The sequence below is a fragment of the Rhizobium anhuiense genome, assembly GCF_003985145.1.
Lineage (GTDB): Bacteria > Pseudomonadota > Alphaproteobacteria > Rhizobiales > Rhizobiaceae > Rhizobium > Rhizobium anhuiense.
Window position 1 is genome coordinate 410,105 of record NZ_ML133521.1, and the last position, 16,930, is coordinate 427,034.

Consider the following 16,930-nt stretch of genomic DNA (forward strand, 5'->3'; position numbering starts at 1 on the left):
GTACCCGTCGGTTGCGCTTGGAGGCGGTCGCCGCCGGCAGGGAGGAACAGATTCATGTTGATCCAAGGAGCAAGCTTCATCGTCACCGGTGGTGGCTCCGGCCTCGGTGCTGCCACGGTGCGCGCGCTTGTCGAGGCAGGCGGGCGCGTGACGATCGCCGATCTCAATGTCGAAGCGGGCGAACATGTCGCCTGGGAATTCGCAAGCGCTGCACAGTTCGTCAAGGCCGACGTGGCCGATGAGAAGCAGGGAGCAGCGGTGGTTGCCGCTGCCGTCGACGCCTTCGGCGGCTTGCGCGGCTTGGTGAATTGCGCCGGCGTCGCACCGGCCGAAAAGGTGATCGGCCGCGACGGGCCGCATCGGCTGGAAAGTTTTGCCCGCACGGTCGGAATCAATCTCATCGGCACGTTCAACATGATCCGGCTTGCCGCCACAGCGATCCAGAAGACCGATCCGGATGCCGAAGGCGAACGCGGCGTCATCGTCAATACGGCCTCGGTCGCCGCCTTCGACGGTCAGATCGGCCAGGCAGCCTATGCCGCCTCCAAGGGTGGGGTGGCGGCGATGACCTTGCCGATCGCCCGCGAGCTTGCGCGTCACGGCATTCGCGTCGTCGCGATCGCGCCCGGCATTTTCGAGACGCCGATGATGGCTGATATGCCGGCTGAGGTTCAGGCCGCACTCGGCAAGAGCGTGCCCTTTCCACCGCGGCTCGGCCGGCCGGCGGAATTTGCCGGGCTGGTGCGCCATATCTTGGAAAACAACATGCTGAACGGCGAGGTCATCCGCCTCGACGGCGCATTGCGGATGGGCGCGCGGTGAACGCGTCGCCCCAAGGAGGAAAGATGGTTTTGCAGGATCCCATCGTCATCGTCGGTGCAGCGCGCACCCCGATCGGCAGCTTTCAGGGAGAGCTGAAAGAGGCGACAGCGCCGGAGCTTGGAGCGACGGCGATCCGCGCAGCGCTTGAGCGCAGCCGCATCGCGGCCGAGGCGATCGAGGAGGTTATCTTCGGTTGTGTCCTGCCGGCCGGGCAGGGCCAGGCGCCGGCGCGCCAGGCGGCGATCCATGCCGGCCTGCCTTTCGCGACGGCGGCCAGCACCGTCAACAAGATGTGCGGCTCGGGCATGAAGGCCGTGATGATGGCGCATGACCTGATCGCCGCAGGCAGCGCCTCGGTGGCGGTTGCAGGCGGCATGGAAAGCATGACGAATGCGCCCTATCTCCTTGACAAGGCCCGTGGCGGCTACAGGCTCGGCCATGGGCGTGTCGTGGATCATATGTTCCTCGACGGGCTGGAGGATGCTTATGACAAGGGGCGCTTGATGGGCAGCTTCGCGGAGGATTGCGCCGAGGCCTATCAGTTCACGCGCGAGGCGCAGGACAGCTACGCCATCGCCTCGCTGACGCGGGCGCAGAAGGCGATTGCCGAAGGCTGTTTCGACCGCGAGATCGTGCCGGTTACGGTGAAATCCGGCAGGACTGAGCAGGTGGCGAGCCGCGACGAACAGCCCGGCAAGGCGAAGCTCGACAAGATCCCGACGCTGAAACCGGCCTTCCGAGACGGCGGCACGGTGACTGCCGCCAATTCCAGCTCGATTTCCGATGGCGCGGCAGCCCTCGTGCTGATGCGCCGTTCCGAGGCGGAGCATCGCGGCCTCAAGCCGCTTGCCACCATCCTTGGCCATGCCACCCATTCGCAGGCGCCCAATCTTTTCGCTACCGCACCGATCGGTGCGCTGCAGAAACTGTCCGATCGCACCGGCTTATCGTTGTCGGAGGTCGATCTTTTCGAAATCAACGAGGCCTTTGCCGTCGTCGCCATGGCGGCGATGCGCGATCTCAACCTGCCGCATGAGAAGGTCAATGTGCATGGCGGCGCCTGCGCGCTCGGCCATCCGATCGGCGCTTCGGGGGCCCGGATCCTGGTGACGCTGCTTGCGGCGCTGGAGCGCTACGATCTGAAGCGCGGCATGGCGGCGCTCTGCATCGGCGGCGGCGAGGCGACCGCCGTCGCCATCGAGCGGCAATAGGAGGAGAGAACAGATGATCCTTTCCGACCTCCAGCAGCAGATTTCAGATCTCGCCCGCGACTTTGCCCGCGACCGGCTGGCGCCGGGGGCAGCCAAACGCGACCGGGAGCATCTCTTTCCGCGCGAGGAACTGAAGGAGATGGGTGAACTCGGGCTGCTCGGCATGCTGGTGCCGGAAGCCTATGGCGGCTCGGATACCGGCGTGGTCGCCTATGCCGCAGCACTTGAGGAGATCGCCGCCGGCGACGGAGCCTGTTCGACGATCATGAGCGTGCACAGTTCCGTTGGCTGTGTGCCGATCCTGAAATTCGGCACCGAGGAGCAGCGGCAGCGTTTCCTGCCGAAACTGGCCAACGGCGAATGGATTGGCGGCTTTGCGCTGACCGAGCCGCAGGCGGGTTCGGATGCCTCGAACCTGAAGACCCGGGCGCGGCGTGACAGTGACCACTATGTGCTCGACGGCTCCAAGCAATTCATCACCTCGGGAAAGAACGGCGATGTCATCATCGTCTTTGCCGTCACCGATCCCGACGCCGGCAAGAAAGGCATTACCGCCTTCATCGTGCCGACGGAGACGCCAGGCTACGAGGTGATCCGCGTCGAAGAGAAGCTTGGGCTGCATTCCACCGATACCTGCCAGATCGCCTTCAACAACATGCGCATCCCGGCCGGGCTGAGGCTCGGTGCGGAAGGTGAAGGTTATCGCATCGCGCTCGCCAATCTCGAGGGCGGGCGGATCGGCATTGCGGCGCAGGCCGTCGGCATGGCGCGGGCGGCCTTCGAGGCGGCGCGCGACTACGCCCGCGAGCGCACGGCCTTCGGCAAACCGATCTTTGAGCACCAGGCCGTGGCCTTCCGCCTTGCCGATATGGCGGTGCGGATCGAGGCGGCGCGGCAGCTCGTCTTTCATGCCGCCTCGCTCCGGGAGGCGGGGCTGCCCTGTCTGTCGGAAGCCTCGATGGCGAAGCTCTTTGCCTCCGAGATGGCCGAGCGTGTCTGCTCCGATGCGATCCAGATCCATGGAGGTTATGGCTACATGGCCGACTATCCGGTCGAGCGCATCTACCGCGATGTGCGCATCTGCCAGATCTACGAAGGAACGAGCGACGTGCAGCGCATGGTGATCGCCCGCAATCTATAGAACGACATCCGGCCCGGCTCTCGGAGGAGAGGGGCAAGGCCGGCAAGGGAGGAAAGAAACGACATGGCGGATTCTGCTCGTTTGAGCCTGCACGTCCCCGAACCCGCCGTCCGACCTGGCGGCCAGCCTGATTTTTCCAATGTCAGGATTGCCAAGGCCGGCGCGGTGCCGCGGCCGGAGGTGGATGTCGCGTCGGAAGACATCCGCGATCTTGCCTATTCCATCATCCGTGTTTTGAACCGCGACGGCGAGGCGGTCGGCCCCTGGGCCGGGTCGCTCTCCGATGAGGAGCTGCTGACCGGGCTTCGCAACATGATGAAACTGCGGGCCTTCGACGCCCGCATGCTGATGGCGCAGCGGCAGGGCAAGACCTCCTTCTATATGCAGCATCTCGGCGAAGAAGCCGTCAGCTGCGCCTTCCGCAAGGCGCTCGAGAAGGGAGACATGAATTTCCCGACCTATCGCCAGGCGGGCCTCTTGATCGCCGACGACTATCCGATGGTCGAGATGATGAACCAGATCTACTCGAACGAGAGCGATCCCCTGCGCGGCCGGCAACTGCCGATCATGTATTCCTCCAAGGAGCACGGCTTCTTCACCATCTCGGGCAATCTCGCTACCCAATATGTGCAGGCCGTCGGCTGGGCGATGGCCTCGGCGATCAAGAACGACAGCCGCATTGCCGCGGCCTGGATCGGCGACGGATCGACGGCGGAATCGGATTTCCACTCGGCGCTGGTCTTCGCCTCGACCTACAAGGCGCCGGTCATCCTCAACATCGTCAACAATCAGTGGGCGATATCCACCTTCCAGGGCATCGCCCGCGGCGGCTCCGGCACCTTCGCCGCCCGCGGCCTTGGCTTCGGCATTCCGGCGCTGCGTGTCGATGGAAACGATTATCTCGCCGTCCATGCGGTCGCCCGCTGGGCGGCCGAGCGCGCGCGGCGCAATCTCGGCCCGACGCTGATCGAATATGTGACCTACCGCGTCGGCGCCCACTCGACCTCCGACGATCCGAGCGCCTACCGGCCGAAGACGGAATCGGAGGCCTGGCCGCTCGGAGATCCCGTGCTGCGGCTGAAGAAACATCTGATCGTCAAGAGTGTCTGGTCGGAGGAGCGGCATGTGCAGGCGGAAGCCGAAATCATGGATGAGGTGATCGAGGCGCAGCGCCAGGCAGAGGCGCACGGCACCCTGCACGCCGGCGGCAGGCCCTCGGTGCGCGACATTTTCGAGGGCGTCTATGCCGAGATGCCGCCGCATATCCGCCGTCAGCGGCAGCAGGCGGGGTACTGACATGGCCAGGATGACGATGATCGAGGCGGTGCGCAGCGCCATGGACGTCTCGATGGCGAAGGACGACAATGTCGTCGTTTTCGGCGAGGACGTCGGCTATTTCGGCGGCGTCTTTCGCTCGACGCAGGGCCTGCAGGCAAAATACGGCAGAACACGCTGCTTCGATACGCCGATCAGCGAATCCGGCATCGTCGGCACGGCGATCGGCATGGCCGCCTACGGGCTGAAGCCCTGTGTCGAAATCCAGTTCGCCGATTACATGTATCCGGCCTATGACCAGCTGACGCAGGAGGCGGCGCGCATCCGCTACCGGTCCAACGGCGATTTCACCTGCCCGATCGTCGTGCGCATGCCGACCGGCGGCGGTATCTTCGGCGGCCAGACGCACAGCCAGAGCCCGGAGGCGCTTTTTACCCACGTCTGCGGGCTGAAGGTGATCGTGCCTTCCAATCCCTACGATGCCAAAGGCCTGCTGATCGCAGCGATCGAGGATCCCGATCCCGTCATGTTCCTGGAGCCGAAGCGGCTCTATAACGGCCCCTTCGACGGCCATCACGAGAAGCCGGTGACGCCCTGGTCGAAGCATGACCTCGGCGAGGTGCCCGATGGCCATTACACTATTCCGATCGGCAAGGCCGAGGTGCGGCGCGTCGGATCGGCGGTGACCGTGATTGCCTACGGCACCATGGTGCATGTGGCGCTTGCCGCAGCCGAAGATGCCGGCATCGATGCCGAGGTGATCGATTTGAGGAGCCTGCTGCCGCTCGATCTCGATGCGATCGTCAAATCGGTCGCCAAGACGGGGCGCTGCGTCGTCGTGCATGAGGCAACCCTGACGTCGGGCTTCGGCGCCGAGGTCGCAGCACTGGTGCAGGAACATTGCTTCTATCATCTCGAGGCGCCGGTCGTGCGTGTCGCCGGCTGGGACACGCCCTATCCGCATGCGCAGGAGTGGGACTATTTCCCCGGTCCCGGCCGTGTCGGGCGGGCGCTTGCCGAAGTCATGGAGGCCTGAGCCGTGGGCGAATTCATCATCAAGATGCCCGATGTCGGGGAAGGGGTCGCCGAGGCCGAGATTGTGGAATGGCACGTGAAGACAGGCGATCCCGTCCGCGAGGACATGGTGATTGCCGCCGTCATGACCGACAAGGCCACCGTGGAAATTCCGTCGCCCGTCCATGGCACCGTCATCTGGCTTGCCGGCGAGGTCGGAGACCGCATCGCGGTCAAGGCCCCGCTGGTGCGGATCGAGACGGCGGGAGATGTCGGCGAGACGCAGCCTGTGGTGATTGGGCAGGCGCCGATTGCCGAAGCCCCCATGGCCGACATTGCAAAACCTACCCCGGCAGCGCCAGCGCCAGCGCCAGTGCCGGCGGCTGCATCGACGGAAAAGCCGCTTGCCGCTCCCTCGGTGCGGCTTTTTGCCAGGGAAAGCGGTGTCGATCTCAGGCAGGTGCAGGGGACAGGACCGGCCGGGCGTATCCTGCGCGAGGATATCGAGCAATTCCTGACCCCAGGAGCCGCTCCCGCAGCAGTGAAGAACGGTTTTGCCAGGAAGACGGCGACCGAGGAGATCAAGCTGACCGGCCTGCGCCGCCGCATCGCCGAGAAGATGGTGCTTTCCGCCTCGCGCATCCCCCACATCACCTATGTGGAGGAAGTGGATATGACCGCGCTCGAGGAGCTTCGCGCCACCATGAACGGCGACCGCAGGCCAGGCCACCCGAAGCTGACTGTTCTGCCCTTCCTGATGCGCGCACTGGTCAAGGCGATTTCCGAGCAGCCTGACGTCAATGCCACCTTCGACGACGATGCCGGCATCATCACCCGCCACGGTGCCGTCCATATCGGCATCGCCACACAGACGCCGGCCGGCCTGACCGTGCCGGTGGTCCGGCATGCGGAAGCCCGCGGCATCTGGGATTGCGCCGCCGAGATGAACCGGCTGGCGGAAGCAGCACGATCCGGGACGGCGACGCGCGATGAGCTTTCCGGCTCCACCATCACCATCAGCTCGCTCGGCGCGCTCGGCGGCATCGTCTCGACACCCATCATCAATCATCCCGAGGTGGCGATCATCGGCGTCAACAAGATCGCCACGCGACCGGTCTGGGACGGCGCGCAATTCGTGCCGCGCAAGATGATGAACCTCTCCTCCAGTTTCGACCATCGCATCATCGACGGCTGGAATGCGGCAAACTTCGTGCAGCGCATCCGCACGCTGATCGAAACGCCGGCGCTCATTTTCATCGAAGGCTGAGATCCATGAAAGAGATCCTCTGCAAGCTCCTCGTCATCGGCGCCGGTCCGGGCGGCTATGTCTGCGCCATCCGCGCCGGACAGCTCGGCATCGATACCGTCATCGTCGAGGCCGGTAAACCGGGTGGCACCTGCCTGACGGTCGGCTGCATTCCCTCCAAAGCGCTGATCCATGCGGCTGAGGAATTCGACGCGACGCAAAAGATGCTGGCTGGCAGGAACCCGATGGGCATCCGCGTCGAAGGCGCCTCGATCGATCTCGGCAGAACGATTGCCTGGAAGGACGGGATCGTCGGCCGGCTCACAGGCGGTGTTTCGGGACTGCTGCAAAAGGCGCGGGTCAAGATCGTCCACGGTCGGGCCCGCTTCCGCGACGGCAAGACGGTGGAGGTGGAGACGGAAACCGGCCAGCAGATCATCCGGGCCGAGACCGTGGTGATCGCCACCGGTTCCGATCCGGTGGAGCTTGCCGATCTGCCTTTCGGCGGCCGCGTCATGTCCTCGACAGAGGCGCTGTCGCTGACCGAGCTGCCGAACAAACTCGTCGTGGTCGGCGGCGGTTATATCGGGCTGGAGCTCGGGACGGCCTTTTCCAAGATGGGATCTGATGTGACGGTCGTCGAGGCGACGCCGCAGGTGCTGCCCCAATATGATGCCGAGCTGGTGCGGCCCGTCATGCGCAAGTTGGCCGAAGGCGGTATCCGGGTGTTGACCGGCGCCAAGGCGATCGGCCTTGCCGACGATGGCGACGCATTGATCGTCGAAACACCGGATGGCCGTCAGCAAAGCCTGCCGGCGGACCGCATCCTCGTCACCGTCGGCCGCCGCCCGAGAACGGCTGGGTCGGGTCTCGAAGAGCTCGATCTCGATCGTGCCGGCCCTTATCTGAGGATCGACGATCGTTGCCGCACGTCGATGCGCGGCATCTATGCGATCGGTGACGTGACCGGCGAGCCGATGCTTGCCCACCGGGCCATGGCGCAAGGCGAGATGGTGGCTGAGATCATTGCGGGCAAGAAGCGGGCCTGGGACAAAAGATGCATTCCCGCCATCTGCTTCACCGACCCGGAGATCGTCAGCGCCGGCCTGTCGCCGGCAGAGGCGAAGGCGCAAGGCTATGAAATCCGCACCGGCCAGTTTCCGTTCAGCGCCAACGGTCGGGCGATGACGATGCTATCCGAAGAGGGCTTCGTGCGCGTGGTGGCCCGCGCCGACACCAATCTCGTGCTCGGCCTGCAGGCGGTGGGCGCCGGGGTCTCCGAGCTCTCGGCGGCTTTTGCGCTGGCCATCGAGATGGGTGCGCGTCTGGAAGACATCGCAGGCACCATCCATGCACATCCGACCCGCAGCGAAGCGGTGATGGAGGCGGCGCTGAAAGCTTTGGGAAGTGCCCTGCATATCTGAGGCCCAAGTCCAGGTCCGGACATTGACAATGCTGGAAGGCGTCGCGATCGGCGGCAAAACCGTCGATCACGGCTCCAATTCCTGGGGTCAAGGGGTCGCTGGTTCGACATCCGTCAGATGCGACGAACCGCGCACGGTCCCGCCGATCATCAACATCAAGGAGAGCGACATCACGATGCTGGCCTCGCGCGGCCGGATCGACGCCGCTCAGCTCGCAGCTGCGACGAGGTTCCCCGCCTTATGGGAAGCGCCATCGACTACGGCCGCGAGCCGTTAGCCGGCGGCAGTCATACGGACCCGATCAGCCACAGGCAGATGCACGCGGCCGAGGAGCTTAGGCGCGTATCCGACCTCGGCTTGGCCCTACATCATTTCGCCAACAGTTAAATTAGGCGCGGTGTTGGAAGTGGCCGGATCCTGAAGATCATCCTGTTTGGCTTCTACGCCAAAGGTGGCTGGGTGGATGAACCCTTCACAACGAAGGGCTATCGGGCGGATTTCGACCTGCTGATCATCGTCAACAACGGGAAGCCCTGCGAGTCCGCCGAGTATTGGTAAAGGCTGCCGACCGTCTGAGGACGGTGGTCGTCGAGATTTTCAGCAGCTTATAGATGTGCGACTTGGGAAGCTGCGGACATCAATTCTTCGGGACTCGGCGCCCGGCATAGATTTTGGCCTTCCTCTTCGGCTTCTGTGAAACTCCAGCGCACAGTGCCTTCCCGATCGAGCAGGAACTCGCCGATAAGCGGCATGTGACCGGCGATCATAATCTGCCGGTCGGCCGCCGTAATTTCATACCAGTCCTTTTTCTCAAGAAAGTCGCCCGCCGCAGCCGGGTTCATCGGCACGGGCAACTCCCCCGGCAGATCGATCCGCATTGTCATGACCGCGTCCATTCCGAGCTTGTGCGGCCATTCGGTTTCATTCTCCGTGAACTCGAGGATGGGTAAACCGAAGGCGCGATGTGAAGCCCCCACCGGGTCGGATGCGCTAAGAAGGTCGGGTAGCGGATGGTAGCGGAAGTAGAGCCGCGCCCGCTCGACTGGCGTCTTGACCACTGCGAGACATTCGATGCCTTTCTCCTTCAGGGCCGGGTTGAGTTGCGCCATCGCCGCGAGATGACGCCGGCAGAACGGACAGTGTAGGCCTCGAAACAAACCGATCAGTAACGGGCTGCGGCCTCGAAAATCATCGAGCGCGATCTTGCCTTCGCGCGAGATCGCGTCGAATACAACATTCGGTGCCCGGTCGCCGGGTTGCAGCGGGCGGTCGACACTACTCGTGGACATGAACAACCTCCTCGCCTCGGATCAGCAAAAAAGGCAACACACCCAGCGCTCCGGGGCTCGAACCCGTGCTGGGCGCAAACTCTCTACGCCGGGGCAAAGTAGCTTTCGGCCATCTGTCATATTGCCGACGTCGAGATTGAGCCGTGCGGCCCATCATAGCACGTAAAAGCGTCTGCGGGCGAGCATTCAGGCTGGTCAGCAATCCGCGGCGCTATGTCCTCTGTGAGGTCTTCGAGGGAAATCTTTTCCGCCGCTCTCGCCGGTCGATCTAAGTTTACAACCTGAGACAGTAAAATATACCATTAAATCCTACGGTAGTTTTCAATTCGTTGGTCTGATAATTTTCGTTGGTCCGCCTTACCCAATCCAACAAGGCGCAACAGTGGAGATCGTGATGACCGATAACTCTAAGACGCCTCCCGCCAAGAAGACAATCCAAGACCCCCCAGAATACGCGGCTGCGCCCGAAGACCCCAGCCAAGCCGCTCCTTCCAACTCGTCTGGCACGGCAAAGCCTCCCCAGCCAGTATCTGAAGATCTTCGGGGCCAGCTTAAATGGAATGAGCAGCGTACCGGCGAGACCGATGATTGGTTGGGCGGGCCGCAAAACGGAGCCGAAGCGCCTGGCTCCAAGGAGAGTGGTCCGACAGGCTCGGGGAAAGTGCAGGGCGAAGGGGCAAGAAACCCCCAAACCGGCGAACGAATTGCAAGGAACCCCCAAACGGGAGAGTAGCAGCCGATACTGCTGCGACTTCGCGGTGTCCCACGACGGGCGCCGGTGCGAGCGCGGTTAAAGGCTTATCGAGGATTCTCACGTCAACTTGGATTGACGGATCGGGGCTGGGTTAGTCCCCGATCCGTAGCACCATCGTTTCCCCGAGAACGTGTTAAGTCGATGCGGCCCGGTCTCTGCGGCATGCCCGCGCCAAAGCTTCTCCGGCCCCACGCCGAAGCATCACGATTTCGATTTCCGCCAGCCGGCGGCCCACGCTTCGAATTCTGAGCAGAACCATCTTTCCCCGAACTGGGGGCTGATCTTCGTCTCTGCGTAGCGTCGCTGCCCCGGCAGGTGGAAGATACGCTCGCCCGTGTTGATGGAGATGTTGCCCTTGATCCTGCACGATTGTCCGGAGCCGCCAGAAGCGCTCCATGAGGCCAGCAAGTCGCTCGCGGTCCAGCCGCCGGCCGCACCAAACGCGAGCGCGCCGATGACCAAACCCGGAAACTTGAGAAGCACCGGTCTCTTCTGTGGATTGCGATAGCCCTGACGCATCCCCCATCCCCGTCATTTCGCGCGATGATTGTAGCGACGGATGGAGCACGACGATATCCGTCCAAAAGGCGTAGTGCGCGGGGGCCTCGCCAACTAACCGCATCAGTCGTTCCGTTCCTTCGGGCTCCAGGGATGATGACGCATAACGTCTCACGTGCCGGAGGTTTGCTACACTCGGCAGGCTCACAACGCGGCTCCTAACGAGAAGGTTGGCCAGACCTTCCCGCTGGGACCAGGATCTCAGGTGGGGATCACGCCTTGCTCTTGCGGATGACGTCCGCAATCTTCACTTGCTTGGGAATGAGCTTCAGTTTGAAAAACGTGTCGGCGATGTTCTGCTGCTGCGCGACGACGGTGTCATCCAGGCTCTTGACCCCGTAGGACTGACGCTCGAGCGCCTTGACGAGCACAGGTTCGGGGATGCCGACCGACGGTGACAGCTCGGCCGCCGCAGCCGCGGTATCGGACTTGGTCCATTCGTCGATCTCGGAAATGGCCTCGATCAAGACATCGATCGCCTCGGCGTGGCCGTCGACCAGCGCCTTGGTGCCGAGATAGAACTGGTGATTGGGAACGATGCCCTCGCCGTTTCTGAGTTCTCGCGCTTCGACCGCCACTTCCGCCGCTGCCTGGAAGGGATCCCAGATGACCCAAGCATCGACCGCGCCCTTTTCGAAGGCGGCGCGACCGTCGGCCGGGGCGAGGAAGGATGCTTCCACGTCCTCATAGCTCAAGCCGGCTTCTTCGAGCGCCTTGACGAGCAGGTAATGCACGTTCGAGCCCTTGTTGAAGGCGACCTTCTTGCCCTTCAGCTCCGCGACCGATTTGATAGGGCTGTCCTTCGGGACAAGTATGGCTTCGCCGCGCGGGGCAGGGGGCTCGTGCGCGATGTAGACGAGCGGAGCGTTGGCGGCCTGGGCGAAGATCGGCGGCGTTTCGCCGGTCGATCCGAAATCGACGGCACCGGCGTTCAGCGCCTCGAGCAGTTGAGGGCCGCCTGGAAACTCGGTCCATTCAACCGTGTAGCCGACCGATTCAAGCTTCTTCTCCAGCGTTCCTTTGCCTTTGAGAAGCACCAGAGTTCCATATTTCTGGTAGCCGATACGCACGACCTTATCAGCTGCGCCAGCCAGTCGAACATGCGTCAAAGGTGTCGCGATGGCGCCTGCCACCACCGCCGTGAAAGCGCGTCTTGTAATCTTCATCATAGCCTCCGGAATAGGATAAGGCTAAATTAAAGTGTATCTATCTTTTTCATAGAATATACGTGCTCCGGCATCCGCTTCTTAGGGATTGGCTTTTTTGTTCTGTTGCGACAACGAGCAAAAAGAACCGCGCCGCGAAATAGGAAACGTCAAGGCGATGTTTCAGGGCGCGACGCGCACGATCAGTTTTCCGAAATTCCTCCCTTCCAGAAGGCCAAGAAAAGCCTCTGGAGCGTTTTCAAGTCCGTCAACGATGTCCTCCTTGTATTTGAGCCGTCCCTCGGTGATCCACGCTCCAGCCTGCTGATAGAAGTCAGGACGCTGATCGGCGAATTCGCGCTGGATGAAACCGCGGATGGCGAGGCTTTTGCGCAGGATGGCGCGCATCACCGCAGGAAGCTGATCATGTCCGCTCAAGGCAGAGGATCCTTCGTTATAATGCGCGATCAGCCCGCAGACCGGTATGCGTGCGAAGTCGTTCAGCAATGGAAACACCGCGCTCCAGACGTGGCCACCGACATTCTCGAAATAGACATCGATACCCTTCGGACAAGCGGCTGCAATTTGTGCCGGAAAATCGCTTGCATGATGGTCTATGGCGACATCGAAGCCGAGCGCCTGGCGTATGTAGTCACATTTCTCAGGCCCGCCTGCAATTCCAACGACACGTGCCCCGGAAATCTTTGCCATCTGCCCGACTGCCGAGCCAACCGCGCCGCTCGCCGCGGCGACCACAAGCGTTTCGCCTTCTTTGGGCTTGCCGATATTGCGAAGCCCGGCATAGGCCGTGAAGCCGGGCATTCCGAGAATGCCGAGTGCCGTCGTGATTGGTGCGGTTTGCGGATCGAGCTTCCGCAAGTCCGCACCATCTGAAATCGCATGGCTCTGCCAGCCGGAATGCGAAAGCACGATGTCCCCTGCCTTGAACGCCGCGTTGCGGCTGCGTGCGATCCGCGCGACCGTGCCCCCTTCCATCACGCCGCCGACGTCGACCGGCTTGGCATAGGATTTGGCGTCGTCCATGCGGCCCCGCATGTAAGGGTCCAGGGAAAGATAGAGCGTCTCAAGAAGAACCTCGCCCTCGGCGAGATCCCGAACCGTCTCCCGCTCGAGCCGGAAATTGGCCGCCACCGGCTTTCCGGATGGGCGCGATGCAAGAACGATGCGGGTGGCAACGGGTTGAGCGGTCATGGATGTGTTCCTCTTCTGATTTTTCCTCGGTGTATCAGGGATTTGCTTCGAAAACTGGGCCTCGCCATCCGGACCGTGCCTGCTTGCCGACCGCGCCTTTGCCGTGACGCCCTTACAACCGCTCATCGATCCCACGACCAAACGAGCTCGATCATTGTCATCGAGCTCGATGTCGTGCCATCGGCGGCCGCCAAACGCGAACATCCTCCTTATGTGGATGATCGGCGTGTGCGAAAGGGCAATGACCTCTCCGAGCGGACTTGATGTCGCCGCCCGATTTATCGAATGCGCATGCCTGCCGCTTCATCGTAGTGAAGCGGTTTGTCAAATTTTGCGAGCGGCGCTTCCGGCACCGAGCCGATGGTCACGCCATGCGGCCAATCCGGAGGGCAGATGGCGATATAGCGGGCATAGCCGCCAAGCCCACCCCCGAATTTCGGATAACCGATCGCGACCAATGCACCCGTTTCCGGGACCTGATCGAGATTGGCAACGCCTTCGGCCTGCGCAAAGCCGTTATGCATCAGCCAGTGTTCGCCCTCGAGGTTGGGCGTGGTGTCGGTATCGAGCGGCTCGTGGCCGTGAAACAGGATCTTGCGCTCGAGATGGAGGAATTTCAGCGCATCCAGGCTGACGCCCGGAAAAGGCGTGGTGGTCGAGAGCGCCGGGTCCGGCCATGTCTTGGACCAGCCCGAGCGGACGAAGACAACCGATCCTTCGGGAATCGTTCCGTGTTTCGCCTCGAAATCCTTGATGTCGGAGACCTGCAGGTGATAGCCGGGATCGGCCTTCACCTTGTCCTCGATAGAAATGACGACGAGCGGGCGGACCGCGAAGGTCGCCGGCAACTCGTCGATTGCGGCATATTCCGGTGCCCAATGGGCCGGCGGATCGAGCTGCGTGCCGAGCTGATCTGTCGTCAGCAGGTAGCTCGTCGCTTCGAAACCATGCTTGTCGTAGGTGTAGACATCGCCCTGCTTGGCGAAGCCTTCTAAATTCGCACCCGCCTTTGCCGGTGCAAAGCTTGAATTGCCGAAGCCCGCCCAAACGGGGATTTTCGGAGTGATGGTATGGGTCAGATCCACATATTTCGCGCCCTTGAAGGCGTCGTTGTAAACCTTCCAGAGCCCCGGCTCGTCGGCCCGAGCGGCCGCAACGGCCGAGAAAAATGTCATCCCGAAAATCATGGCAACGCGTGTCGCAAACCGCCTCATTGCTAATCTCCCTTCTGCCTCGATGTCATCGATAGTGCGCTCTTGGAATCTCACGACAGCGCCGCGCGTATTTCCACATACGCAGAGGGCGCTGTCGACTTTGACATACTGCATGATGTTATCCTTCAATCGATGCCGATTTAAGGAATTTTGCAGCAACCGACTTCAAGTGGATTCCGGAGCCTGCGCCAGCCGAGGCGATCAGCACGGCAAGCGCTTGCGAGTTTCATGTCCTTCCACTGTCCGGCCGCGCTCATGCGGCATTTGCTTTCGGCCGGGCAGCCTTAACGTGGGTGACGCTGCGGCGACCGTCGACACTGGCAGGGACGTCGCCATCGACGGTGGCGCGGCGCACGACCCGGTGCTGGTCGCCGTAGTCGTTGACCGCATAGTGCTGGGTCGCGCGGTTATCCCAAATTGCGACATCTCCGGCTCTCCAGCGCCAGCGCACGGTATTTTCCGGGGCGGTCACGTAGGACTGGAACACCTCGTAAAGTTTCGCGGAGTCGCTCTTCGACAGGCCGACTAGACGCTGAACGAAATTGCCGAGCAGCAGCGATCTTTCGCCGGTTTCGGGATGGACACGCACGACTGGATGCTCGGTCTCGTAGATGGTCGAGGTGAAGACTTCCTCGAAATGCTTCTTCTCTTCAGCGGTGGCGCGAGGGCGCACGGCTGCGTAGTCATAGGCATTGCTGTGAATGGCCCATAAATTGTCCGCCAGCAATTTGAGCGGCGCCGGCAGACTTTCATATGCGGCATGCGTGTTGGACCAGATCGTATCGCCTCCAGCTGCCGGAATGACGACGCCGCGAAGGACCGAGAATTTAGGATAGGCATCCACGAAGGTGACATCGGTGTGCCACTGGTCCGCCCTGCCGCCGCCGCGGCTGGAATCGAGATTGAGGATGGAAGCCGTGCCGGCCACCGGACCCTGGGTTGGATGCGGTACAAGGTCGCCCAGGCGGCGTGCGAAGGCTTCCTGTTCGGTATCGTCAAGATGTTGCTGGTCGCGGAAGAAGATGACCTTGTGTTTCAGGAGAAGCTGGTTGATGGCTGCCACCGTCGCGTCGGAAAGTTCTCCGCCAAGGCGGATACTCCTGATTTCGGCGCCGACACGGCCGGTCAGCGGCACGACATCGGACTCGGGAATGATCTGATTGACGAGAACTGGATTGCTCATGGAAAGCTCCTGGTTGGTCTTGGAAGAAGACGGCAAGTCACATGCACCCGATGGGCATCCACCGGGCGATCGAAAATCTCATCGCTAAACTCGACAGGGCTAGGGAACAGGATAATCTATAAATTCTATAGATAAATAATTCTAATTTTGCCCGCTTCCCCGAAACGGCTGCGTTAGATATTTCCTCTTGTCGGTGAATTCTCGCCTGCCGACGCAACCGAAGAAAAGATCATGTTTACGGCCGTCCATGGAGGCCGCCGGAAAGGAACTTTCGATGGCAACAGTCAAGCTCCTGTCTGACCAAGAGGCTGCGGCCATTCCGGCCGTTCAAGCCGCGTTCGACGACATCAGGGCGACGCGCAAGACCGACTTCATCAACAACTTCTGGCGTGCGCTTGCGAACGATCCCGCAAACCTCAAGCGGGTATGGGAAACGCTGAAATCGGTCATGACCGTGGAAGGTGCGATCGATCCATTGACACGTGAAATGATCTACATAGCGGTGTCGACGGCGAATGCTTGCCAGTACTGCATTCAATCCCATACCGCAGCGGCCCGTTCGCGCGGCATGACGGATGCACAGCATGGCGAACTTCTAACGATCATCGGGCTTGCGGCGCAGACAAATCATCTTGCGCTGGCCTTGCAGGTCCCGCCGGATCCCGAATTTGAGGTCCGGTAAAACCCGGCTCGGGATTGGGTCGCAACGCCAGCCGATCGATAATGGAAGCGGTCGACAGGTCGATGATGGTGTTGACAGTCACTTCTTGAGCGCTGACGGCGCTGTTCAGGATGGCGTGAACAGCGGGTGCGCTTTCAATGGCGGTGCCGATACTGGCGCGAAGAGATTTCGATGGTGAGCTCCGCGTATGTCGATTGGAGTTCCCTATCCGTGCCGTCTTCGAAATGGTCGTCGAGAAGCAGGGAGCGATACTCTCGAGCAAGCAACCTCGTTTCGAGCTCGTCGCGCAACGCAGAGAGCCGGAAGAATTGGCGTAGCCTGCCCATGGTGTTTCTCCGATCAGGCGGCGCGATGAATGCCGGCTTGTGATGCCGACATCAATTTGTGGATTGCTCGCAGCACGTCCGACGGCGCGGCGAAGTGCTGGCCGTCGAGGTCATGCACGTGAAACTTCACGGCGATGAACCTCAGCTGGTCCTTGTCTGGAACGACGATGCCGACCGGAACGCCGGCATACTCGATCACCTGTTTGGCCATTGCGATCATCCGTAAAATGGGTCCTCTTGCGACGCATATTCGGCGGCGGGCATGTTTATAGTCTATTAATTTAATAGACTATATAAGCGGTAAACGGAGATGACTATTCCGATCGATTCCAAATAACTCCTATGATCGGAGAAAATAGTTCTAGAACTGCGGCTTTTTTGACCGCTCCCGGGGCTGAGCCGACAGGGCCTCCGTGTCCGGAAAAGACTTCGCT

Annotated in this window: 17 protein-coding genes and 1 pseudogene; 10 read left to right on the plus strand and 8 right to left on the minus strand. The window is 61.8% G+C overall.

The genetic code is table 11. From position 1 onward, the window contains the following. Nucleotides 1–54 precede the first annotated feature (54 nt). The 9 genes and pseudogenes from EEQ99_RS02020 to EEQ99_RS34965 form a co-directional block, all read left to right on the plus strand. A complete protein-coding gene (locus EEQ99_RS02020) occupies nt 55–822 on the plus strand; it encodes a 3-hydroxyacyl-CoA dehydrogenase (protein ID WP_097595464.1) in 768 nt (255 codons plus the stop codon). Nucleotides 823–845: 23 nt separating this feature from the next. After that, nucleotides 846–2,033 (plus strand): acetyl-CoA C-acyltransferase, encoded by a 1,188-nt coding sequence (locus tag EEQ99_RS02025; protein ID WP_097542474.1) that lies wholly within the window; start codon nt 846–848, stop codon nt 2,031–2,033. Nucleotides 2,034–2,046: 13 nt separating this feature from the next. Further along, nucleotides 2,047–3,174: an acyl-CoA dehydrogenase family protein gene (locus EEQ99_RS02030; RefSeq protein WP_097542473.1), complete on the plus strand. Its 1,128-nt coding sequence runs from the start codon at nt 2,047–2,049 to the stop codon at nt 3,172–3,174. A gap of 63 nt (nt 3,175–3,237) precedes the next feature. Further along, the gene (locus EEQ99_RS02035; protein WP_127429935.1) at nt 3,238–4,470 is read left to right on the plus strand and encodes a 3-methyl-2-oxobutanoate dehydrogenase (2-methylpropanoyl-transferring) subunit alpha; all 1,233 of its coding nucleotides are present in this window, start codon (nt 3,238–3,240) and stop codon (nt 4,468–4,470) included. Nucleotide 4,471: 1 nt separating this feature from the next. Continuing rightward, on the plus strand, nt 4,472–5,485 hold the full coding sequence (locus tag EEQ99_RS02040) for an alpha-ketoacid dehydrogenase subunit beta (RefSeq protein WP_097542471.1): 1,014 nt from the start codon (nt 4,472–4,474) through the stop codon (nt 5,483–5,485). Nucleotides 5,486–5,488: 3 nt separating this feature from the next. After that, nucleotides 5,489–6,730: a dihydrolipoamide acetyltransferase family protein gene (locus tag EEQ99_RS02045; protein WP_127429936.1), complete on the plus strand. Its 1,242-nt coding sequence runs from the start codon at nt 5,489–5,491 to the stop codon at nt 6,728–6,730. Nucleotides 6,731–6,735: 5 nt separating this feature from the next. Next, nucleotides 6,736–8,133 (plus strand): dihydrolipoyl dehydrogenase, encoded by a 1,398-nt coding sequence (gene lpdA / locus EEQ99_RS02050; RefSeq protein WP_097542469.1) that lies wholly within the window; start codon nt 6,736–6,738, stop codon nt 8,131–8,133. Nucleotides 8,134–8,161: 28 nt separating this feature from the next. Further along, on the plus strand, nt 8,162–8,410 hold the full coding sequence (locus tag EEQ99_RS34410; protein WP_164735889.1) for a hypothetical protein: 249 nt from the start codon (nt 8,162–8,164) through the stop codon (nt 8,408–8,410). 131 nt (nt 8,411–8,541) lie between these two features. After that, nucleotides 8,542–8,708 (plus strand): annotated as a pseudogene (locus tag EEQ99_RS34965) (nucleotidyltransferase); the annotation flags it as partial. 30 nt (nt 8,709–8,738) lie between these two features. Here EEQ99_RS34965 and EEQ99_RS02060 read toward each other — a convergent pair. From EEQ99_RS02060 to EEQ99_RS02090, 6 genes are all read right to left on the minus strand, one after another. Next, the gene (locus tag EEQ99_RS02060; RefSeq protein WP_097542467.1) at nt 8,739–9,422 is read right to left on the minus strand and encodes a redoxin family protein; all 684 of its coding nucleotides are present in this window, start codon (nt 9,420–9,422) and stop codon (nt 8,739–8,741) included. 955 nt (nt 9,423–10,377) lie between these two features. After that, complete coding sequence (locus EEQ99_RS02070) at nt 10,378–10,695, minus strand: sunset domain-containing protein (RefSeq protein ID WP_097630243.1); 318 nt, start codon at nt 10,693–10,695, stop codon at nt 10,378–10,380. A gap of 251 nt (nt 10,696–10,946) precedes the next feature. After that, nucleotides 10,947–11,900: a sulfonate ABC transporter substrate-binding protein gene (locus EEQ99_RS02075; RefSeq protein WP_097542464.1), complete on the minus strand. Its 954-nt coding sequence runs from the start codon at nt 11,898–11,900 to the stop codon at nt 10,947–10,949. A gap of 162 nt (nt 11,901–12,062) precedes the next feature. Beyond that, nucleotides 12,063–13,091, minus strand: a complete 1,029-nt coding sequence (locus tag EEQ99_RS02080) for an NADP-dependent oxidoreductase (protein WP_097542463.1) — start codon at nt 13,089–13,091, stop codon at nt 12,063–12,065. Nucleotides 13,092–13,369: 278 nt separating this feature from the next. Beyond that, a complete protein-coding gene (locus tag EEQ99_RS02085; protein ID WP_164735890.1) occupies nt 13,370–14,266 on the minus strand; it encodes a cyclase family protein in 897 nt (298 codons plus the stop codon). A 292-nt stretch (nt 14,267–14,558) separates the two neighbouring features. Next, a complete protein-coding gene (locus tag EEQ99_RS02090) occupies nt 14,559–15,488 on the minus strand; it encodes a TauD/TfdA dioxygenase family protein (RefSeq protein WP_097542461.1) in 930 nt (309 codons plus the stop codon). A 274-nt stretch (nt 15,489–15,762) separates the two neighbouring features. Here EEQ99_RS02090 and EEQ99_RS02095 point away from each other — a divergent pair, with 274 nt between their 5' ends. Further along, nucleotides 15,763–16,170 carry a carboxymuconolactone decarboxylase family protein gene (locus EEQ99_RS02095; RefSeq protein ID WP_127430148.1) on the plus strand — a complete coding sequence of 136 codons (408 nt, stop codon included), beginning with the start codon at nt 15,763–15,765 and terminating at the stop codon, nt 16,168–16,170. A 134-nt stretch (nt 16,171–16,304) separates the two neighbouring features. On the opposite strand, the gene EEQ99_RS34415 is transcribed toward EEQ99_RS02095, so the two are convergent. After that, nucleotides 16,305–16,496 carry a hypothetical protein gene (locus EEQ99_RS34415; RefSeq protein ID WP_164735891.1) on the minus strand — a complete coding sequence of 64 codons (192 nt, stop codon included), beginning with the start codon at nt 16,494–16,496 and terminating at the stop codon, nt 16,305–16,307. A gap of 13 nt (nt 16,497–16,509) precedes the next feature. Next, nucleotides 16,510–16,707 carry a hypothetical protein gene (locus tag EEQ99_RS02105; protein WP_097595561.1) on the minus strand — a complete coding sequence of 66 codons (198 nt, stop codon included), beginning with the start codon at nt 16,705–16,707 and terminating at the stop codon, nt 16,510–16,512. Between the last annotated feature and the right edge of the window lie 223 nt (nt 16,708–16,930).